General features: G+C 39.3%; 23 protein-coding genes. All 23 read right to left on the reverse strand.

The annotated features are described in order from the left end of the window. Window positions 1–839: hypothetical protein (locus ABF487_RS04465; RefSeq protein WP_415634613.1), on the reverse strand; the 839-nt coding region annotated here is incomplete at its 3' end. 133 nt (window positions 840–972) lie between these two features. Then, the gene (locus ABF487_RS04470; RefSeq protein WP_415634614.1) at window positions 973–1,878 is read right to left on the reverse strand and encodes a hypothetical protein; all 906 of its coding nucleotides are present in this window, start codon (window positions 1,876–1,878) and stop codon (window positions 973–975) included. A 106-nt stretch (window positions 1,879–1,984) separates the two neighbouring features. Next, window positions 1,985–2,743 (reverse strand): hypothetical protein, encoded by a 759-nt coding sequence (locus ABF487_RS04475; protein WP_415634615.1) that lies wholly within the window; start codon window positions 2,741–2,743, stop codon window positions 1,985–1,987. 93 nt (window positions 2,744–2,836) lie between these two features. Continuing rightward, a complete protein-coding gene (locus ABF487_RS04480; RefSeq protein WP_415634616.1) occupies window positions 2,837–3,322 on the reverse strand; it encodes a holin in 486 nt (161 codons plus the stop codon). Continuing rightward, window positions 3,322–4,605: a LysM peptidoglycan-binding domain-containing protein gene (locus ABF487_RS04485; RefSeq protein WP_415634617.1), complete on the reverse strand. Its 1,284-nt coding sequence runs from the start codon at window positions 4,603–4,605 to the stop codon at window positions 3,322–3,324. The genes ABF487_RS04480 and ABF487_RS04485 overlap by 1 nt, the downstream gene beginning before the upstream one ends. 39 nt (window positions 4,606–4,644) lie before the next feature. After that, complete coding sequence (locus ABF487_RS04490) at window positions 4,645–4,893, reverse strand: hemolysin XhlA family protein (protein ID WP_415634618.1); 249 nt, start codon at window positions 4,891–4,893, stop codon at window positions 4,645–4,647. Between the two features lie 22 nt (window positions 4,894–4,915). After that, entirely contained in the window at window positions 4,916–5,701 is a 786-nt protein-coding gene (locus ABF487_RS04495) for a hypothetical protein (protein WP_415634619.1), read from the reverse strand. A gap of 16 nt (window positions 5,702–5,717) precedes the next feature. Then, the gene (locus tag ABF487_RS04500) at window positions 5,718–6,830 is read right to left on the reverse strand and encodes a hypothetical protein (RefSeq protein WP_415634620.1); all 1,113 of its coding nucleotides are present in this window, start codon (window positions 6,828–6,830) and stop codon (window positions 5,718–5,720) included. Beyond that, window positions 6,827–7,270 (reverse strand): hypothetical protein, encoded by a 444-nt coding sequence (locus tag ABF487_RS04505; RefSeq protein ID WP_415634621.1) that lies wholly within the window; start codon window positions 7,268–7,270, stop codon window positions 6,827–6,829. Before ABF487_RS04505 ends, ABF487_RS04500 begins: the two co-directional genes overlap by 4 nt. Window positions 7,271–7,283: 13 nt before the next feature. Then, window positions 7,284–9,662, reverse strand: a complete 2,379-nt coding sequence (locus ABF487_RS04510) for an SGNH/GDSL hydrolase family protein (RefSeq protein ID WP_415634622.1) — start codon at window positions 9,660–9,662, stop codon at window positions 7,284–7,286. Between the two features lie 16 nt (window positions 9,663–9,678). Further along, the gene (locus tag ABF487_RS04515; RefSeq protein WP_415634623.1) at window positions 9,679–10,230 is read right to left on the reverse strand and encodes a phage distal tail protein domain-containing protein; all 552 of its coding nucleotides are present in this window, start codon (window positions 10,228–10,230) and stop codon (window positions 9,679–9,681) included. Further along, window positions 10,230–12,863, reverse strand: coding sequence for a phage tail tape measure protein (locus tag ABF487_RS04520; RefSeq protein WP_415634624.1), 2,634 nt, complete (start codon window positions 12,861–12,863; stop codon window positions 10,230–10,232). The genes ABF487_RS04515 and ABF487_RS04520 overlap by 1 nt, the downstream gene beginning before the upstream one ends. An 8-nt stretch (window positions 12,864–12,871) precedes the next feature. Further along, window positions 12,872–13,021: a hypothetical protein gene (locus tag ABF487_RS04525; protein WP_415634625.1), complete on the reverse strand. Its 150-nt coding sequence runs from the start codon at window positions 13,019–13,021 to the stop codon at window positions 12,872–12,874. A 68-nt stretch (window positions 13,022–13,089) separates the two neighbouring features. After that, on the reverse strand, window positions 13,090–13,494 hold the full coding sequence (locus tag ABF487_RS04530) for a hypothetical protein (protein WP_415634626.1): 405 nt from the start codon (window positions 13,492–13,494) through the stop codon (window positions 13,090–13,092). A gap of 105 nt (window positions 13,495–13,599) precedes the next feature. Next, the gene (locus ABF487_RS04535; protein WP_415634627.1) at window positions 13,600–14,169 is read right to left on the reverse strand and encodes a major tail protein; all 570 of its coding nucleotides are present in this window, start codon (window positions 14,167–14,169) and stop codon (window positions 13,600–13,602) included. A gap of 4 nt (window positions 14,170–14,173) precedes the next feature. Then, window positions 14,174–14,503 carry a hypothetical protein gene (locus ABF487_RS04540; RefSeq protein WP_415634628.1) on the reverse strand — a complete coding sequence of 110 codons (330 nt, stop codon included), beginning with the start codon at window positions 14,501–14,503 and terminating at the stop codon, window positions 14,174–14,176. Continuing rightward, complete coding sequence (locus ABF487_RS04545) at window positions 14,500–14,868, reverse strand: HK97 gp10 family phage protein (RefSeq protein WP_415634629.1); 369 nt, start codon at window positions 14,866–14,868, stop codon at window positions 14,500–14,502. Before ABF487_RS04545 ends, ABF487_RS04540 begins: the two co-directional genes overlap by 4 nt. Next, a complete protein-coding gene (locus ABF487_RS04550; protein WP_415634630.1) occupies window positions 14,868–15,170 on the reverse strand; it encodes a hypothetical protein in 303 nt (100 codons plus the stop codon). Before ABF487_RS04550 ends, ABF487_RS04545 begins: the two co-directional genes overlap by 1 nt. Beyond that, window positions 15,160–15,480: a head-tail connector protein gene (locus tag ABF487_RS04555; protein WP_415634631.1), complete on the reverse strand. Its 321-nt coding sequence runs from the start codon at window positions 15,478–15,480 to the stop codon at window positions 15,160–15,162. Before ABF487_RS04555 ends, ABF487_RS04550 begins: the two co-directional genes overlap by 11 nt. 64 nt (window positions 15,481–15,544) lie before the next feature. Continuing rightward, window positions 15,545–16,735 carry a phage major capsid protein gene (locus ABF487_RS04560; RefSeq protein WP_415634632.1) on the reverse strand — a complete coding sequence of 397 codons (1,191 nt, stop codon included), beginning with the start codon at window positions 16,733–16,735 and terminating at the stop codon, window positions 15,545–15,547. Between the two features lie 3 nt (window positions 16,736–16,738). After that, window positions 16,739–17,302, reverse strand: a complete 564-nt coding sequence (locus ABF487_RS04565; protein WP_415634633.1) for an HK97 family phage prohead protease — start codon at window positions 17,300–17,302, stop codon at window positions 16,739–16,741. Beyond that, complete coding sequence (locus tag ABF487_RS04570; RefSeq protein WP_415634634.1) at window positions 17,299–18,054, reverse strand: hypothetical protein; 756 nt, start codon at window positions 18,052–18,054, stop codon at window positions 17,299–17,301. Before ABF487_RS04570 ends, ABF487_RS04565 begins: the two co-directional genes overlap by 4 nt. Next, entirely contained in the window at window positions 18,054–19,328 is a 1,275-nt protein-coding gene (locus ABF487_RS04575; RefSeq protein ID WP_415634635.1) for a phage portal protein, read from the reverse strand. Before ABF487_RS04575 ends, ABF487_RS04570 begins: the two co-directional genes overlap by 1 nt. Between the last annotated feature and the right edge of the window lie 3 nt (window positions 19,329–19,331).

Consider the following 19,331-nt stretch of genomic DNA (forward strand, 5'->3'; position numbering starts at 1 on the left):
TTCCCAAACATTGGGTTTCCATTAACGTGGATATTATTAATATTCATACTAGATCCTTTTTTAGCATTTTCATCAAAAAAATTATATATTTCTTCCGGTGACTGGTTGTCCAATAATTCGTATCCCGCATCTTCAATAGTAATTTGATTAGGAGCGATTATTGTGCCACCGGGTGCTTTGACGGATTGTTGGATTCCACCGTAGCTGATTAGCCCAGCTTTCATCAAAAAGTGAAATATTGATAAATCTGAAGCGTTCAATGTTAGCGAACCAAGTGTTTGTTTTGTACAAATGGCTTTAAGAAGCAAATATGCATACAAGCGTTTAAATAGAATATGCCCCTTGCCACTCAATTCTGGTTTATTCCAATAAGCTAGTCCATCGCCACCATCTTTTGGAACTCCACTGAATAATTTCATATCTCTAAGATACTCAATCAATTCTCGATGTTGATTTATAAAATCTGTACCAATTACCGGTATTCTACTGTTGAATTTATCAAGAATTATGAAGCAGTCTTCTAAACTAAATTGGAAACTCATCGTCTTTAAGGACACTTCGTTGCCTTGAAATGCCTTATCGTTAAACAGGCTCTTAATCTCTATAAGATCATTCGTTGTAGGCGTGCCTTGCGCGTCGTCCCATCCACCGTACTTAATTTTGCCTTCATTATTTAGGTTAATAAGTTCGCGATGTAATGAAGCTAACGCCAAATCAGGATAATAGGTCATTAATTTTTCGTGGAGGCTTGTCAAAGAAACTCTATTGATATTATTTTGTGTGGTGTCCTCTTCAGCCAGATCAGATATACATTGATAAACTATTTTTTTATCTATCATTTTAATCCTTGAAATGTTTTTTTATTTGAACACAAAGTTCGTAGGCTATTCTATTCTTCGAAAGAGTTTATAGCAATAAAAAAAATACCCACCAGCAATTAAGCCAGTGGGTATTTTTATCTAATCATTAAATTTAATTTTCAAAATCTAACTCTATTTGCTGAGGACCCCGTTTATGCTCAAGAACTCTAAGAACTGTATATTCATTCTTTAAACCAGATTGCGTCATTTTTTGTTCTCGTTGTAACTTAACTTTCAGCCTATCAGTAGCACCGAATTGTGTTTCGTTTTTTTGAACTCGATCAATAAAGTCTTTATCTAGAATTCTGGCAAAAAATGAATTCTCACCATCAAAAAATTGCCATTTGTTGTCTTCCGAAAAAGAAACATTTTTAATTTGTAGATATACATCTGATACAGTTGTTTCTAATTCTTCTGCACTGACTTCAGGTACTGAAAATGAAATAAGCTCTTCTGAGGAAACTGAAACCAACATATTAGTGTTATCAAGGTTTGGTGTGCTGATTTCAATATGGTCTAGCCCATCAGTATCGAGTGGCTGATAAGTTTCTTTGATCGATTTTCTAAACTCAAGGTCTCTGGCAACTTTGAGTGAATCTTGTGGAATGGTGATTTTCGTGTTATCTGAAAACTCAATTTTAACCTTATTATTTTCTATATTTTCTGTTGACTTAATTTTCTTTTTATATGATTTTTTAACAAAATTAATTGATCCAAAAAAAATAGTAGCATAAGAAACCAAACTCAGAAAAGCTTCAGATTCCTTTCCACTCAACATATCGATGGCCTTAGAGATAATATCAGTTCCATTGACTAACAACAAATCGACAACAAAAGATCCTTGTTTGGTAGCTTTGATATCTAAAGAAAGCGGTTGTTCCTCTGGGCTTACTACTCTTTGCAAGTTTTGAAACGAATCGGATAGGGCCATAAGTGAGGGAGCCAAATTTTTAACTGCAATCCGCCCATCTTTAATACCGTCTCCGGCATATCTAATAGACAAATTATAAATAGCCAAGATATGAGCCTCCTTCTAAATCAATTAATTTTAGCATTTAATCAGGAATGTTTATACACAAAAAGACCTTGCTAACCATTGAAAAGCAAGGTTTTTATTTGTGTATTTAACTTTTTGGAGTTTTTGATTCGTCCTTGTTTGAATTAATACGTGAACACTGATTTTGAATATACACCCATATGTTTTGTAAAGTGGTAGTTAATATGTTCACAGACTTATCTTCACTATCATGACGAGTGTAAGCTTCAAACTGAGCAACTCGGATAGCTTCTTTTAAAATATTAATTTTTATCAGTTCTTTATACATCTCTGATAGGATGAGTGGAAAGAGTGCTAACAACACTATGACCCATGAAATAAAATCTGGTTCAAAAACTTGATGAAATATCCTTGACTTTAAAAAGAACGTAACCAATCCGGATAATCCGATTACAATTTTGGGCAAACGAAAAACATCTTCTTTGTAATTGCTGATCTCTTGTTCTAGAATATCGAAAATCTTCTCACTAGATACATTAGAAACTTTTTTATTGTTCGAACTTTCACTGGGAATACTCCCAATAATTATAGTTGCAACTTCCTCAACCAGATTCTTATGTTCGTTGAGGGAATTAAGTTTTGATAATTTAACTCCTAAAAAAGCAATAAACAAAAGATTTAGTAAGACCAAAAGCAACCTCAAGTCAAAATACTTCCGATATATCAACCAATACGTCAACAAGAGCGCAACAACATTTAAAGCAATTGATAAATAAATTCGATGATTAATCTTTTTAAATGGTTTATCGCTGACAGATTCAAGCTTTTCTAATGAACGGTTAAAGATCGTATCATTCATTTTGAGGCTATTCTTTTTTTCTACCATTATTCCTTCCTATCTTTTATCCAGACTTATTATGACAATCATATAGCAAAAAGCCCACCGGAAATAAATCCGATGGGTTTTTTATTTATTCAATTATTTAGCAGCTTGCAGTTCTTGTAAGTGAGCCTGTGCATCCGTGACTGCTTTTTGTGCAGCTACCAATGCATCAGCTTTGGCTTTTTCATCAGCCGCCTTTTGATCCGCTTGTACTTTAGCTTGCGCAGCAGTTTGTTCAGCCTGTGCCTGTTCTTTAGTGACTTGCGGATAAGTCACATCCAGCCCTGCAATAGCTTTAGAGTATTCATCTTCCACTGCATTTTGAACTGTGGTTAGATCAGCTTTCTTAAAGCCAAGTTTAGCTAAGGCTGAAATGACAAATTCTACCGCTTTGGATTTCTTAGCTTCCCCTTCTAGATAACTCACCACGCCTAGCTTTTGTGCAGCCACAACCGCATCGTGTGCTAACGGTCCTAAGATCGCGACAAACTTGTTGGCTTTTAGAATCTTGACAATATAGGCACCGATAATCGGAATCGTTGCCACTGCGATACTAATAATCAAATCTGTTAAATTAGTCATTACTTAACCCTCAACTTTTCGCCAACATAAATCACGTTGGCATTCTTTAATCCGTTTAATGACGCAAGCTTTTGATAGGTCGTGCCGTACTTTAACGCAATTGCTCCTAAGGTATCATCAGAACGAACCGTGTAGTATTGGCTATTACTTACAGCTCGTGCAGAGCCAGAAACAGTTAACCGCTGTCCTACATAGATCCAGTAAGGTGACTTAATCCCATTAATGGCAGCTAGTTTCAGATAGGTTGTTCCATATTTAGCCGCGATTCCTGAAAGCGTGTCACCAGAACGAACAACATAAACACTTGAACTGCTTGTTGCCTTAGCTTGACTAGCCGTTTGTAGAATCTCAACGTTGCTCTTGCTGATCCAACTTAAGATACCTGCCAATAAGACGTTGTTACCAGATACCTGTTGAATCGTATAGGTTGTTCCTGGTACCCAACTTGGCATGGGGACACCATTTGACCATGTTTTTGTGCCAAAGTTGACTTTGACTTTATCTCCAGCCTGGATGGCAGCCTTTTTAACCGTATTAGCTGTTTGTCCTGCTAAAACCGCGCTGGTAGTCGTAGCCGGTTTAACAATGACTTTTCCTGTGTTAGTTGTGGTAGCTTTTTGATAACCGTTATTAGTAATGCCGGTCAGATCGACAGAACCGTCTAAGCTGCCTGCAATATAGGTAGACGTAAACTGCCAGAGTGCGACCCCATTCATAGAAGGAAAGTAGTTGTAGTTAGGTACTGGTGCCACGTTATAGGAAGCATAGGAAGCTACCCAAATAATGGCACCAAACTGGTCCACCAATGCTTGGTAGTTGATATATTGCTTGAGATAATAAGCACCCGAATAAAGCACCGGTGTATAGCCAGCATCTTTAATCCGCTGCAGACCATAACGAATCGCTTGCGTATTAGCGGACTTGTCACTAGTTGCCCCTGCTTCATAATCCAAGGCCACGATACTTCCCTTTGGTGTTTGGACTAATGGCAAAAAGTGATCCATAGCAGCTTTTTGCAAAGCTAGACTTGAACCAACCTGATCCCAGATATAAGTGTGAGCACGCTTGCCAGCAGCAATGGCAGAAGCGACCTGTGTCTTATAAGTGGCCTGGTCAAGATAGCTATTGCCATAAGCCCCACCAACTTGGCTAATCATAAATTTATCTGTTGAATAGCCAAACTTGCCGTTAGCACCTTGATAGACAGACCAATCAACGCCTTGGTCTCTAGCTGAGACTGCAAAAGCAGGCAAAGAAAAAGACAGTAGTAAAACTACTGTCATTAATAGAGTTTTTAATTTAGTTTTCACTTTTTGTCCTTTCTACAAATATTTTTCAAAAACATAAATAGCAATTGGAACCAATAGGCCTGTCACTACTATCCCAATCAACCAAGTCTGAACCATTGCCAATTGGCCAATACGGTGCTCGTTTTCAGTTGACTTAGCCAATGCTTTATCGGCTTTTTCATCAGTGCTGGCTAGATTATCGAGTTTTGTTTTAATACTGGCCACATCCGTGCTAATTGAAACCAACATTTGTGGCACATTCAGGCCGTTATTTTCTGTCATCTTAATCCTTTCCTTCCTCCAGTTAGCTATCAAGTGGGAAGCTTTGACTGGCTTTCACGTTTTGATTATCTGTCCAAGTGTCTAGCCAACAAGTTGGATTATTTGGCTGCATTGTAATACCAACAAAGGCTTGATTTGAATAGCCAGCAAAATCAATCTTTCGGCCATTGTTTAGTCGGGATAAAATCGTACTCGGTATCGTAAATAATTGGTTACCGTTGGTTGCGTTCCGACAATTAATACCAAACAATTCGATATATGCCCATCCGTCCCTAATTCGATATCTTGCATAGCCGCCTGAATTAAAAACCGTTCCTCCTGTTAAGTTCAAATTTAACCATCCAGTATCATTGAGAGAAAGATTTATCTGTGTCACAGCGGCTGTGGATGCACTGCTTGTAAAACTAGCAATCGGCAGATCGTATATAAATCCGCCATTATTCAAATCGTCTTGTTGCAATGGCCCCGTGACAGCTGCCATATAAATTTGATTCACGTTTACCTGGTAGTTCTCATCCCCTGGAGTCCCATTTATGTCATTTGACTTGGTAAAATCAACGACGATACAAATATTTCCGCTTGAATTTGCTGGCAAAGTTAAGGATTCTGGCGCAGATATTTCAACTAAGCTGCCCTGAATGATGGCTTGCCCGGTATTGATGGTTGCTACTAATCCATCTACGCTGACAGAAAATTGGTTACCTCTTTTTAATACGGCGTTCGCATCTCTAATTAAGCCGCTATATAAACTTCTATCATTACTTGGAGTGACAAAATTTCTGTCCGATTGATACATTGTAATTGTCAATTCATTTCCTCCTTAATTAGTTATTTCCAAATAAATCTGTTCTACCAAAACGCAGGTTACCGAACTCTAAGCTAAGCTGCTCGCTATCACTTGAAAGCGAATAGCCAGAAAGCACCGATCGATAGGTGATTAGCTCTCTTGAATCTGAATCCTTCTTTTTTTGCCAGTAATAAATAGTACTCAATAGACCAAGCTTTAATTTACTCAACGGAAAAAAGTTATTATTAATTGGCATAGAAAACTTGATGTCATGACTATAGGTGTTTCCAGATAGCTCCGTTTGAGCAATTTGGTCATTATTGGGATTGTCTGTCGCTGTTTTATCGTAAAGATAGATATGCACTTGTGTAGGTTGCACGACTTTGTCACTTAGAGCATTCACTACTGTGCCATCTGTCTGAAGATAATACCGAGCCATGATTGTGGGAACTTCCATATTGCTGCTGGCTTTATCGACAATCCAAAGTTCGTTATTATAGCCACGCAATAAACGGCTGTCTGAGACTGTCCATCCCGTGAAGGCATAAATATTGTTCTTAAAGTTCCAGGACTCTGTGACTTGGTGAATATCAAATTCTGGATAATAAAAAGGAATGCCGTTTGACATCCCATGTTTCAGATCTTTAATTCCAATGACAACATTATGCAGCTTAAAGCCTCTAATCAGGTAATCAATAAAGTTACTTGTTTGAATACCGTTTGACGTGGTAACCGCATAAGCTGTGGTTGTCGAGGTTATCACCGAATGGCCAAAGATATTGCCTGTGTTCGAAGCTACATATTGGGCAATTAATTTTTGGATATGAATTTCAAACGATTGCCCCGACCGGCCCAAAACAGGAATCTCGCCGTTTAAGGCATTCCAGATATAACAAGCCGTTAGGGTATCGGTACCAGCATCTTCACTCATATCCACGCCAGTCAGCTGCCCATAATATAGCAAAATATTTGTATTTGCGATCTTGATAGCAATATAGTCTCCCAATTGACTAGAGCCTTGATCGTTTAAAACAAAATTCGATGTCGTATTTGCCAAGGCATCCATATGCAGATCGTAAGTCAAAACCGGATAAATACCTCGGATCGTTAAATCCGGCTTAAAGACGGTCGCTTGTAATGCAATGTTCATACAAGGAGCCTCTCTTCTTTAAAGGTCAAAGATACATCGGCTGTGTTATCAATATAGAATAAGACCGTTGAATTTCCTTGTGGGATTTGCACAAAATTCGTCTTGGTAAAATCTTGTAATTGGGAAACATCACTGTATGAACCATCAGGATTGTAAACTCGTGCATACTGATTTTCCGGATACGAACTAACAATCAGTTTTTGATTATCAGCCAATTCCAAAATAAAGCCATCAGTGGCTACTACCTGCCCTTTTTGAACAACTGACCAATGAGGATTACTACATTTTCCTTTAATTGTGATCAAGCAAGGGGAGCCATCTTGCAAGCCAAAATATCGAGAATTATTTGTTAAAGACAGTGCTTTTGAATTAGACCCTTGATTGGACTCAATGTAGACATAATATGGAGAATAAACATAAGAATATGAATTAGTTGCCATTTATTTCTCCCTTTTAAAAACCGAATTGATTGATGACCGCTTGTCCAATCAGTTGATGGCCCGCATCCCCTGGATGCGCAGCTTCTCCTGTACTGGAGACAGTCCAAGAAGACCCATCAGTTCCTGTTCTAACAGCACCGACATAAGATTTGTTTGAAGGATCGGAATTGTAAGGCGTGATATCGACAAAAGTTGCTCCAGTATCAGCGCAGGCCGCTTGAATACTTTGGATCAAATCGGGATAGCTCAAGAACCAGCCGGCAACCCAATAAATTTTTGCATTTGGAGCAACTGATTTTATATTTGTAATCAGCGTTTTAACGTCTTGAGCAAAGGTTGCGTGACGTGCATCTGAATTGATATTATCAACGAGTTGAATAACAACAACTCCGGTATCAGCAGCAAGGACTGGTTTAACAACAGAATTAAAAGCCGCGGTTCTATCTGCAGACGATGTTGCTGATTCCCAAGCATAAAAGCTGGTTCTAGGATTAATTGAAGCATTTGGATTAGCTCCGAGAATATATTGCGTAACATAATGATACCAATCGTGATTTTGGTCACTGGCAGCCATACCGATATTCCCTCGTTCCAAAGTTAGAGAATTGCCAAATATAGCTACCTTAGAAGGAACATCAGACACTGCTACTAAATTGCCGTTATCGTCAACAGAAATCCTAAATTTTCTTCCCGAAGGAGAAGAAACGATCATATTCCCCTGTTGGGCTGAAACAGAGTTAATATCTGCTGCCATGCTAGAAAGTCTTGAATTAACATCTGTTGCTAAATCAGCGGTTGGAATATCAATTAAGGTGACATTGAAAGGTACCAGATAGTTGGTGCTATACATGATATTCCCTGTATAAACAGGATCTGTTGATAGGTGGCTACTGTCTTGAATTAGCTGCGGAATATAGAGCGGATTATCTGCATTTGGTGTGTAGACACCGGCCGAGGACAAATCCATAAATATTTGCTGACCATTTCCTACTTTGGTTTTTCCATATTTAAACAGATAATCGATATCGTTATAACCTGCGTTTAGCCAGACAGAAATAGAAGAAGAATTAACAATCAATTGGTGCTGATCAATTGTTGCGATTTTAAAAATGTAATTTCCATCCGTCTTTACATAGGCACGAATATTTTTGATATAAGCACCTGAACCGGTGTAGATTGTGCCCCATGTACCAAACTGAATGCCTGCTACGGCTACACGAGTAGCAGAAGCCATTTTATCAACAGTTTGGCCGAACTGAGACGGTTCTTTGCCATAGGTTGCTTCATTTAAGGCTTTAATGGCATCGGTTGCTTTTCCACTTGCGGGAACATTCGAGATTGAAATATCATTAAATATTTTGATCATGGTTCCTGCGCTACCGCCGATTGTGATAAAGAAAGAATCGGTAATTCCTAACGCAGCGAACTCAGCTGGACTGATCTTGAATTCATAGTGCTGAGAATTTCCATTTGGATTTAACTGCCCTAAATCTTGCCCCTCAGCAATGCTACCATCTGCTTTTCCCCAATAAAATGAGAATACACCAAGTGATTGTGCTGTAAATGAGATGTAAACAGGTTTTGTGAAATCTAGTCCCTTCGTGAATCCGTGGATGCCTCTTGCTCCGGAAGAACTGTCATGGGTGTATAAAATGCTTCCATCCGACTGTATTGCAAACAAGCCAATGGCATCCCAACGGTCCCATTGCGAAGCTACAAATTTGTTCTCATTAAGGCCACCCATAGACAGAGGAGTTGACCCTGAAACAATGCCGGCAATGGAATCACTTAAGCTGCCTGTCCCATTCGTCCAATTCACATAAATATTTTCAGCCGTTAAAGAGTATGCATCGTGAATTGCAAACATCAGCATAAATTTCTTTTGAATGTTAGCATTCAAAAGAGTCGATCCATTAATTGATAAATTGTAATGTGTTTTACTAGTATTTTGTGTAAAAGCACCAATTTGAGAAATCAAATTCCCATTTGCATCAGCTAAATAAACATCTATATTTTTCTTTGCAGAGCTATCTAGGCTCGTCACAAAATCCAAATTTAAATATAGAATGTCGGAGCTAATCGGAACCTTATCAAGCAAAATAGGAAACTGAAAACCAGAATCTTGTGCAGCGGTTTGTGCAATAGTAATGCTGCTACTTGCAGAATCATACTCTAAGTCAAAATCATTCCCAATATTCCAACCAGCAACAGATGAAATATTGGCAAAAGAATCAATGACTTTACCAAATGAAACATGGTCAATTCGATTATCTGTGATATTGCCGTCCTGGTTATTGAATTGATCTAGGCTGGTAACACCATCTTCAATATTATTCAGAGCTTGGCTTGTTATTTGTTGCTGAGAATTCCATTTTGTGGGCATATAAGCCATTTTTTGCTTCCTTTCTTTAAGAATTTAAATAAGTGATATCTGTCATAGCCTGATCAGGGAATGGCATATTATCCACATAATCTCTGATTGTTCTACCATCCCAGTATCCCTTGCCATAGTTAGCAAGTTCTGGTTCTGGGACATAACTTTTATAAACCGCTGATTTGTTGTTGTACCAGTTGTTAATGAATTCTAATGTGATCTGTTCATCTAATAAACCAGCTGTGTTGATACCAGCTTCAGATTTAGGCATTTCCTTGAGGTAACAATCCCGATACCAAGTTCCAGCATCAGTATCGTATTCCAACATATATGGCTGATAAGCCAAAAATTCAGCAAAGTCAGAAAACGTTTGATAGGTTTGAGATTTAATTCTTGAAAATAAAATCGTTGCTTGCAAACTTCCTTGAGTTACTTGCGATTTAGTCCTAATAAAATAACTTTCGTACTGGCTATAGGCATTATTTAAAGCTAGCCCCAATCCTGATGGTGCGTGGGCAAAGAGCTCGTCTGAAGATAAAATGACGGAATCACCACGTGCGTTAGTTAAGATAAAATTTCTAGCCATTAGTTAACTCCTTTGGCCAAAGTTATACCAACCATGCTAGATAAATTTTTTCTCATAAATGGATTACTCTTAATCGCATCGACAAACTTTGCAGCCATGTTGTTTATTCCGGAATCGGTCATATCGTTTGTAGGATAAAGGTTGACATTAATATTCATACCCATATTGCCACCTAGCGCACTGACAATTCCTTGGCCAATAGAAGCCAAAGTTTTAGAGTTAAGCGGCAAGGCGGCTTCCGGCCCTGCTTCTCCTACACCGGCAAGTCCATTTGGTGTTGCAAATAATGTCGGTTTATTGAAAATTCCACCATTCGCATACCAAGAAACACCAATTTTTGGCAGTTTTCCTTTCAACGGATTAAAAGAACCGCTGATTGAAAAGTGAGGTAACGGAACATGTGGAATTGATATTGATGGAAAATGTAATTTAAATTTAAACATGCTTTTGATACGAGCAATAATGCTTGCAATAATACTTTGTGTTGCGCTAATCGGGCTTATAATTGCACTTTTAATTCCGTTCCAAGTGCTAGAAGCGACTGATCTAATAGAATTGAATGCTCCAGATGTAAATGACTTAATACCGTTCCAAATACTCCTCGTAGTGCCCGCAATAAGATTCCAGCTTTGTCTAACAATATTGACAACTCCCAAAATAGGGTTCGCAATCGCCAAAGCTATCTGGCCCATTCCAGAATGAAGAAAAGCAGATATTCCATTAATAGCCGAATGAAATATTCCAACTACCGCCTGCCATCCTGCTGAAAACACTGCTTTAGTGGCAACCCAAAAATTAGTAAAGAACTGTTGCAGACCAATCCAAGCAGCTTTTAGACTATTGGTAATATTTTTCCAATTTAATATGGCCAAAACAACCGCAGTAATTGCAGCAACTATACTCAAAATTACAACGATGATCGGCATACCTAAGAAACCAGCAATTGCAGTCACAATCACTCCTATTGCCGTCCCAATAGCAACTAAAATCGGCCAAATAATCGTAATTGCTTGAACAAGCGAACCTAAAATAATTAAAATCGGCCCTAAAACAGCCATGGCAGCTGCGCCAATAATAATAAATTTTTTAGTTCCATCGCTTAGATTTGAAAATCCTTTAACTAAATTAGTTAAATTTTTAACCAGCGGCGTAATATACGGAATTAAGTCTTGGCCGATTGTGATAGCTAAAACCTGCAAAGATTGCTGCAACTTTTTAACGTTGTTCGCTGATGTATTGTTCAACTGATCGGCTAGTTGCTTCGTATAACCAGTCGCATTTTGCGTTGACTTAGTCATTTTGTCCAAGGCACTTCCGCCTTGTGCAACCAATACGTTCATGCCAGATTGAGCATTGCGGCCAACAGCCATAGCAATTGCAGAAGCACGCTGTGCTTTAGTCCAGTTTTGTGTATTATTTTTAATTTTGTCGAGCATTTCAGGAAGCGTTAATGTGCCCTTCTTGAAATCACCAATATTAATACCTAGCTCTTTGAATCCTTCGGCATTCTGTTTTGTTGGTTTGATCATAGCTGTCAATACACCACGCATAGAAGTACCAGCTTGGGTTCCCTCTATACCGTTATTAGACATTAGGCCAATTGCAGAGGCCGTTTCTTCCAAGCTAACACCCGCTGCATGAGCAGTAGGACCGATATAGGTCATGGCTTCAGCCATGTCAGAAAAACCAGCTGACGTTTTGTTAGCAACAAACGTCAGAGAATCAGTCACTCGCTGGGTATTTTTCAGCATCTGATTAGTCGAGTTGGCTTTCAAACCAAACTGCTCAAGAATTGACGTTGAAGCGGTCATAACGGTATTGAAGTCATCACCAGAAGCTTTGGTTGCATTCAATATAGACGGCATAGCACCTAGCGTTTGCTGAAAAGTATAGCCACGCTTAATAATTTCTTCCATTCCTTCATTAATGGAAGTAGTTGAAACACCATATTGTTCAGCCCAGTCTTTAGAAGCGTTCCCAAGTTCTTTAATCTGTTTTGATAGATTGCTTTCACTTGTTCCGTTATTCAATAAAGCCTTAACTTGCTGCATTTGACTATCAAAATCAATTGCCTGTTTTCCAGCATAAGCAAATCCAGCCCCAACGCTCAAAGTCAAAGTACTAGTTAAGCGTTTGCCAACATCACTAATAGACGCACCCACCTGTCTAAATTTAGACATTCTATTAGTTGCATCTTGGAAGCTTTGCCGAACTCCAGCCATCGAATCTTTAACTCTTAATACGATTCCATTGAGACCAGATGTTGCTGACTGTGCTGTTTTTAATTGGCTACTATAAGTTCTTAATTTACTTTCTGTCTCAACTAATTCACGGTTAAACGCTTCATATTGCTCAACACCAATTTTTCCTGATTTGAACTGTGCTTCAACTTGTGATTGGGCTGCTTTTAAAGTATCAAGTTTATTTTTTAGGGATCCAACCGTTCTGCCTAAAACATCTGCTTTCTGAGAAACGAGAACAAAACTATCTGGGCTAAACCTTAAGTCAGTTCTTAATTTTGTTAATTCACTTTGGGCACTTTTGACAGAAGAATTAACACTTTTAAGAGCTTTATCAAGACCGGTTGTATCTCCGTTAATTTCAATTGTTATACCTTTAATAGTTCCAGCCATGATTGAAATCACAGTGCATCAATATCTGCCTGCGTTGCTTCCCTTTCTTTCGGCTCTCCCGAATTTTCTTCTGCATTTTTTGTTTCTTGGTTGGCGTATTCGGTGATGTAATCCATAACCGAGCCAACGTCCATCATTTTTAGTTCGTCAAAGGACAAGCCCGTTTTTTTCGCTATATAGAGGTAACTGTCTATATCGAATGCTTCATTAGATACGTACTTATCCTTTAGACTTTTTTTGTTGTCAAAGAAGACATCAGCAAACTTATAATTTCTTGTGAAAAATCTAAAATGGCTAATTGTGAGAATTCTTTAAGCCAGTCCTCAAGTTTGGGAATCATTCCATCAGCATTTTTCGCATAAGTCCAAAAAAGGTTATACAAAATTGGCACTGAACCCGATTTTAATAAACGAATAGCGAAGTTCATTCCGTCATCTGATTTAATTCCAGTTTCGGACAACTTTTTATTAGTTTGGCTTTCGTCATCTTTAAATAAGTCGCCAACTGCCTCTAAAATTGTTCCAATATCGGAAAAATAATCTCTTTGAAAAGCTGCTTTATAAATAATAGGTGTGACGCCACTGGACAATAAATTAATTTTCTTTCCATCAATTTCAACTGATTTCTGCATATACAATCTCCTTTTGAGCATGAAAAAAGATGCTCTTAAAACCCAACCAGTGGAGAGTGACTGATTGAGCCTTAAGAACACCCTTTCGAGTGTCTATTTATTTAATTAGCCTGCATCCGGTGTCAAGACGGCTGTTGCCCATTCGGCAATAGATTTGTCCGGATCCTCTGGTTCACGAACTTTAATTGATCCTGAATAATTAGGCAACAGGGTAATATCCAACTCTTGTGTAGAAATATCGCTCTTAGAACCTCTTGTAGATGAACCAATCGAGGGACGTGTAGCCGTAGCTTTTCTAAAAACAAATCTTTGATTTTTCGCATCACCAGCAATACGAAAGGCAATAGCAAATGGATGTGTTTGGCTATTAGAATTCTCTTCAAATCCGCCATTGGCTGAAGCTGTTTCTCCAAGAACTTGTGAATAAAAATTATCGACAATATTTGTTATAGTTAGTTTTCCTGAATATCCTTGGTTATTATCGGCTGAATAAAACTTAGTGTCATCAGCTTCAACATCAAAGGCATCCCCTACAGGATCAATACTTAAGTCAGTAGCACCTGGCTGTGCAAATGGCGTACCATATGTCAATGTCGATCCATCATCAGCCGTAATTGGGATGATTGTGACATCTTTTAGACCATATCTGACTTTATTTTGTGCAGTATCTGTCATACATTTACTCCTTTATTAATTGAATTTGATAAACTGCCATCTGCATTTGTTCACTATCAAGGTACGTATCGCCTTGGTATTCGTAAGCAACATCATTGGCATCAAAAAAAGACTCAATTTTTGATTGAGTCCTTGAATCTTTTAGTTGTGAATAAAATTCAAGTTGCACATTGGCAACTTTTAGATAATTGCGGTCATCAGCATATTGGTCGTCACTGGGTATCTGCAACAATAAACAGTAAGGAAAGCTGGGCGGATGACCGTGCCATGATAGATAAGCAATCGGCAAGCTAGTGGCGGTCTTAAAAGCACCTGCAAAATCGGCATAGTTCATGACAATACCTCTCTGGTTTTCTGAACTAATAGTTCTGCAACATGATCGTCCACAGGTTTGATATGTGGAAACGCTCGTGTCCGACCACCATTACGTGTGGCATGCCCGAATTCCAGTAAGTGAGTCAATTGATAATCTGTTCGGTTATAAATTACTCGGCCTCTTCCCTGTTTCTTTTGAGACCAGCCCTTTGTATAGCTGCCGGTTCGTTCTTTATAGCCACCCCCGTTTTTTAGTTCAGAAACACCTTCTTTAGCTGTCTCAAGTTCAGCTACCTGTAATTTTTCTTCGACTTCGCTGGTATATTCCTGCAAAGCACCAACAATGGTATCAGCTAGTCCATCAACTTTAATCGCTCCGACCATTACACACCAACTTTCTGCTGAACGTATAGGTAAGTGGTATCGCCTTGGCCAGAAGTTCGATACACAGAATAACGAGCGTCATTGTATTCAATAATTGACTCATTATTGTATTCAAAGGTATGGATTTTAAAGACATATTCAGCCTTAATGTCGTTAACACCGGCAGCATTAAATTCATCACGTCCAGCTGTGAAGACATCAGCATAAATGGGTGTCAAAGTCCCATCGACAGGCTTGTCATTGGCATCGCCATCGATAATGTGGACTTGTGTAATTAAGGTGATCACATCGCTAAATGACATCACCATCACCGATTGAATCTTTCCACTGACTGGCTACGGACAATTTACCAGCTAAATCTTCATAAGCAGCTCGGTATTTTTCAGAGTCGCTATTATCCAAACCAAAATTGGCTTTGCAATAGAGAACAACAGCTTGTTTAACCAAGGGATTAGTTACCGAACTGGAAATATCTTTTGTAATTGACTGGCTGACGTACAGGTCGTTTCTTGCCGACTCGATCAAGTCGGCAATTTCCTGATTAATGCCGTTATCATTGCTCATTACTCTTAAATTTTTCTTCACTTGATCAAAAAAAGCGTCATTCGCCATTGTTTAGCCTTTCTGACAGGCTTCTCACCCTATCTGAACGTTTAGCCGTTGTCGCTAGATGAAATTAAGCTGCTGTGTGAGTGACAAAGAAACCGGCACCCGCATCAGCCGTTGAAGCACAAGTACGCAAAGCACCCAGCATTTTCTGTTCATAATTTTCATTAGTAACCCAGTTAACGTAGGTTTCTTTACGCAAAGGCATAAGAACACCACGATAAAGGTCACCGATAAAGGCGTTTTGTCCGCCAGCGTCACCAATCAAGGTATCCGAAACTGGCAAGACTGGCAGTCCGAGAACAACTTTTCCAGATGGTGAAGTAATCGAATCTTGTAACAGATAACGGCCATTACCATCTTTCAAAGTATCCAAGAAGTTATAAAATGACTGTGAAGCAACCAACGTCTTGTTGTAAGCTGGATCCAAAGAAACGTTAATGATGGCCTTTAAATCATCAAGAGTCACAATTGGTTTAGCCGTGAACGATTTAAGCTGCGAAGCAATTAAGAAGTTCTTCGTATTCAAAGACAATTCATGCAATTGGCTATTCACTTCGCCAGTTAAATCGATAGCCGAATCATCAATAGCTTCCTCAGAGATATCCAATTCACCGCGATATGTGTCAACGCTCCAAGGAACTGGTGTATACGTGTTGGCCTTGAGCTTCGGGTTAGCAGCTAATTCCTCTGCGGTATAAAAACGGTCAGTAATTTGTCCACGTACGGGATATTTGCCAGAGGCCGCAGTAGTTGGGAAAGTATGAACATATTGAGACAAGTCAACCACCGTCATCGGTGTATCTTGTGGCTGGTAAGAGATCTCCTCTGGAATCAACATTCCTAAATCAGTAGAGACTAATTGCCCAGTATCACGAGCTTCTGGCTTCACCGTTTTGCCGTGAGAATGGATAAATGCGTTCAGAACGGAACGCATCTCCGTCTTTTTCTCATCAGCATTCTTTTTCTCAAACGCATTCACCTTGTGACCCTGAGCGCCGTTAATCTTACGTTGTTCCTCTTCTTGCTTAGCCTTCAAAGCACGGACTTCTTCGTCTGGGTCTTCCGGCTCGTCACGGTCTTCAGCATCAATTTCAGCAGAAGCCAACTTTTCCAATTTCTGAATTTTAGCTTGACGAGATTCAACATCCTTTTCAAGCTCATCAACGTTATCTTGGCCGTCTGCGATTGCAGAACGAGCTTCCTGAATCTTCGCTTTTAATTCAGATTTTTCTTGTTTAATCTGTTCTTTAATATTCATGAATTAAAATTCCTCGTTTTCTATTTCTGTCAATCGCAGAAGGCTTAAGCGTTTCTGCGAGTTGGACTTACGCACGGCATTGCGTGCTGCCAGAGCCACACTCGTATCCGGATAAGCCGGAATCGGTGTAATTGAGCCTTCAAACAACTGACCAATCTGCAAAATTCGTCTCACATCTCCGGAATCGGCATATGTCCAGTCATCGCTTGCAACCGTAAAACCAAAGGAACAGCCCTTTAAGTTGCCGTTTCGAATGTTTTCCAACGTGTCGTTTCCGAGTGTGGTTTGTGGCATTTCTGCCGAAAATAAAAGCCCTCGGTCATCGACCGAAAGGCTTAAAGTGTTTGAATCTACACGAGCCAAAATGTTACCTGGATCGTGGTTATAAAGTAATTGGACTTTACTCATGTCCACCCCATCAAAAGCATGCGGATCGACATATTCTGTAAATCCAATATCCACTGACGGTGTATTAAAACGAACTAAATAACCACTAATTTGTCGGCTATTTTCATCACCAATAACTCGAAACTCAACGGCATTGCGTGTTTCAATTTTTTTATTCAACTCATCGCTCCTTTCATCATTTCTGGATCTATTTTTGTAAGCCGGCTGTCGTAATTCGTCACAAACGAATAAGTGCTCATCATAATTCCGGCCACACTGGCACCATGAACATTCAATTTGCTCATGGCCTGTGCATCACTAACAGCGGCCATGCCATCGCTAACTTTTCCGGCAAAGAAAAACTGCCCAGATAAACCGGACAGTTTTGCTTTTGTTGGCTCTAAATAGGCAGTTGGTGGAATTAAAATCATAAAACCGTCACTAGGAATTAAGCTCATCGGATCCATGCTGACAAACTCAACTTTTTTAAGTAGCGACTTCATTAGTGGGAAAGCAAAGAGCTTATTTTTCTTGTCAACATTTAATGAGAGAATGTCGAAACTTAATTCATCGCTGCCAGACATGCTCATAGCAAAAAACTTGTTATAAAGGAATTTATAGATAAATTTTTCGCCTTCAGCATCAGAGATTGTTTGTACTTGATTAAAAGTATCTGGTGAACCGATCCAATCCTCATTTTTGAGCGCAGAAAAGTCCGATGTTGAATAGCTTTGTGCAAATTGCATGGCAGCTAGCAAATCAGGATCAACAATATTAACCGTATGGCTATTGGCTGGCTTCTTAGCTGTAAACAGCGCATAGGTACCATCGTCCCCGAAAGGCTCAACAATTTTGGAATAATTTGGATTGTTTAACGCGATGGTTTTAGCAATTGTGTTATTTAATGAACCGAATAATGGCTTTAACGGCATCACATACCTCCAGAATCATCGTTCACATCAATTGATGGAATATCACTGGACGGCATATAAATGGCATCACCACCTGTGATAGCCTTAAGCCCATCTTTTTTACGGCGCTCATTGACGGTCATCACGGTGGTATCGCTATTAGTATTAGCTGACTTAACTTCTGTCCCAGATACTTGAATTTTGCGATCGTGAGCCATTTGAATCAATTCAGGTGTCACCAAATCAGACGGACTATTCTCAAGAATTAACACGCCAAAATCAGCACTGATAACCTTCTTTTCAACTAAAGCTTGAACACGGTTTTCAGTGATTGACCCATCTAAATCAATCGCATCACGGACATTGGCTGTCACGGTAATCCCAAATTTAAAACTGACTTCTGAAATAACCGGCTGCAGGTAACGTCCAAGCGTTGAATTGTAAGATGACCGAATCTGATCAGTATTGCTGTGTTCTGATTCAGAGCCTAAATAATCAGATGGCAGCATAAAGGCTTTAGCAATCTGTACGGAGGAGAAATTAACCGAACTGAGCAGGCCTGAAATATTGGCGCTCACTTCCAACGGTTTGAAGCTGACTAATTGATCAGTGATAATAACACGTCCAGCATTTGCACCAGATTGAGCTGTTTCAAATTCTGATCGAATCTTGGCTTTTTCGTCCTTATTCACGGCCCCCTTTTCGACATGCAGTTCAGCACTTGGATTCGTCGCTTGGCTTAATGCCGAATTGGCCAAAGCGTTAGCAGAATCCTTAAGTTGAAGTTCGGTTGAAAGTGCCGATAACGGCGATAAACCGATCGTGCCACCACTCGCACCCAACCAGCGCAGGTGAACCACACTGTGCCGATCAAGTTTTGGAATATCAGACTCTTTGCTGCCATCGAAACGAACCGAATAATAAATATCCGTTCCATCTTCCGTTTGATAAGTATCAATATGGCTTGGTGGCACAAATTCTAACCATTGATTGTCTCGGATAATCGCATAAGCGTTTCCAGAAAGAAGCATTTGTGCATACATGGACCGCCAAAAAGAATACGGATCAGTTAAGGGCGTTGGGTCTTGCAATAAATGGTCAAAGCGTGGTCGGCCGGTGCTTAACTTTGCGCGAGCTAAGTCAGCACTAATAATATTGACCGCAGCCCACACATCTGAATTTTTGAGTGCTTGTTCAGCTGAATAATAAGTATCAGAAACAACTAATTGGCCATTAGCAAAATAAATACCAGAAGAGCCAGACGGTAACAAGCGGTCTCGTTTTTCAAAAAACATGTA

It is taken from the genome of Oenococcus sp. (assembly GCF_047725585.1).
GTDB classification, from domain to species: Bacteria; Bacillota; Bacilli; order Lactobacillales; family Lactobacillaceae; genus Oenococcus; species Oenococcus kitaharae_A.

Bases quoted from the DNA above. Each gene is read 5' to 3' on its own strand.
- ABF487_RS04510 (WP_415634622.1), bottom strand. From the start codon at position 9,662: ATGGCTTATATGCCCACAAAATGGAATTCTCAGCAACAAATAACAAGC.
- ABF487_RS04485 (WP_415634617.1), bottom strand. From the start codon at position 4,605: ATGACAGTAGTTTTACTACTGTCTTTTTCTTTGCCTGCTTTTGCAGTC.
- ABF487_RS04480 (WP_415634616.1), bottom strand. From the start codon at position 3,322: ATGACTAATTTAACAGATTTGATTATTAGTATCGCAGTGGCAACGATT.
- ABF487_RS04560 (WP_415634632.1), bottom strand. From the start codon at position 16,735: ATGAATATTAAAGAACAGATTAAACAAGAAAAATCTGAATTAAAAGCG.
- ABF487_RS04500 (WP_415634620.1), bottom strand. From the start codon at position 6,830: ATGAACATTGCATTACAAGCGACCGTCTTTAAGCCGGATTTAACGATC.
- ABF487_RS04570 (WP_415634634.1), bottom strand. From the start codon at position 18,054: ATGCCGTTAAAGCCATTATTCGGTTCATTAAATAACACAATTGCTAAA.
- ABF487_RS04535 (WP_415634627.1), bottom strand. From the start codon at position 14,169: ATGACAGATACTGCACAAAATAAAGTCAGATATGGTCTAAAAGATGTC.
- ABF487_RS04520 (WP_415634624.1), bottom strand. From the start codon at position 12,863: ATGGCTGGAACTATTAAAGGTATAACAATTGAAATTAACGGAGATACA.
- ABF487_RS04575 (WP_415634635.1), bottom strand. From the start codon at position 19,328: ATGTTTTTTGAAAAACGAGACCGCTTGTTACCGTCTGGCTCTTCTGGT.
- ABF487_RS04545 (WP_415634629.1), bottom strand. From the start codon at position 14,868: ATGGTCGGAGCGATTAAAGTTGATGGACTAGCTGATACCATTGTTGGT.
- ABF487_RS04530 (WP_415634626.1), bottom strand. From the start codon at position 13,494: ATGCAGAAATCAGTTGAAATTGATGGAAAGAAAATTAATTTATTGTCC.
- ABF487_RS04515 (WP_415634623.1), bottom strand. From the start codon at position 10,230: ATGGCTAGAAATTTTATCTTAACTAACGCACGTGGTGATTCCGTCATT.
- ABF487_RS04505 (WP_415634621.1), bottom strand. From the start codon at position 7,270: ATGGCAACTAATTCATATTCTTATGTTTATTCTCCATATTATGTCTAC.
- ABF487_RS04475 (WP_415634615.1), bottom strand. From the start codon at position 2,743: ATGGTAGAAAAAAAGAATAGCCTCAAAATGAATGATACGATCTTTAAC.
- ABF487_RS04555 (WP_415634631.1), bottom strand. From the start codon at position 15,480: ATGGCGAATGACGCTTTTTTTGATCAAGTGAAGAAAAATTTAAGAGTA.
- ABF487_RS04490 (WP_415634618.1), bottom strand. From the start codon at position 4,893: ATGACAGAAAATAACGGCCTGAATGTGCCACAAATGTTGGTTTCAATT.
- ABF487_RS04540 (WP_415634628.1), bottom strand. From the start codon at position 14,503: ATGAACTATGCCGATTTTGCAGGTGCTTTTAAGACCGCCACTAGCTTG.
- ABF487_RS04550 (WP_415634630.1), bottom strand. From the start codon at position 15,170: ATGTCATTTAGCGATGTGATCACCTTAATTACACAAGTCCACATTATC.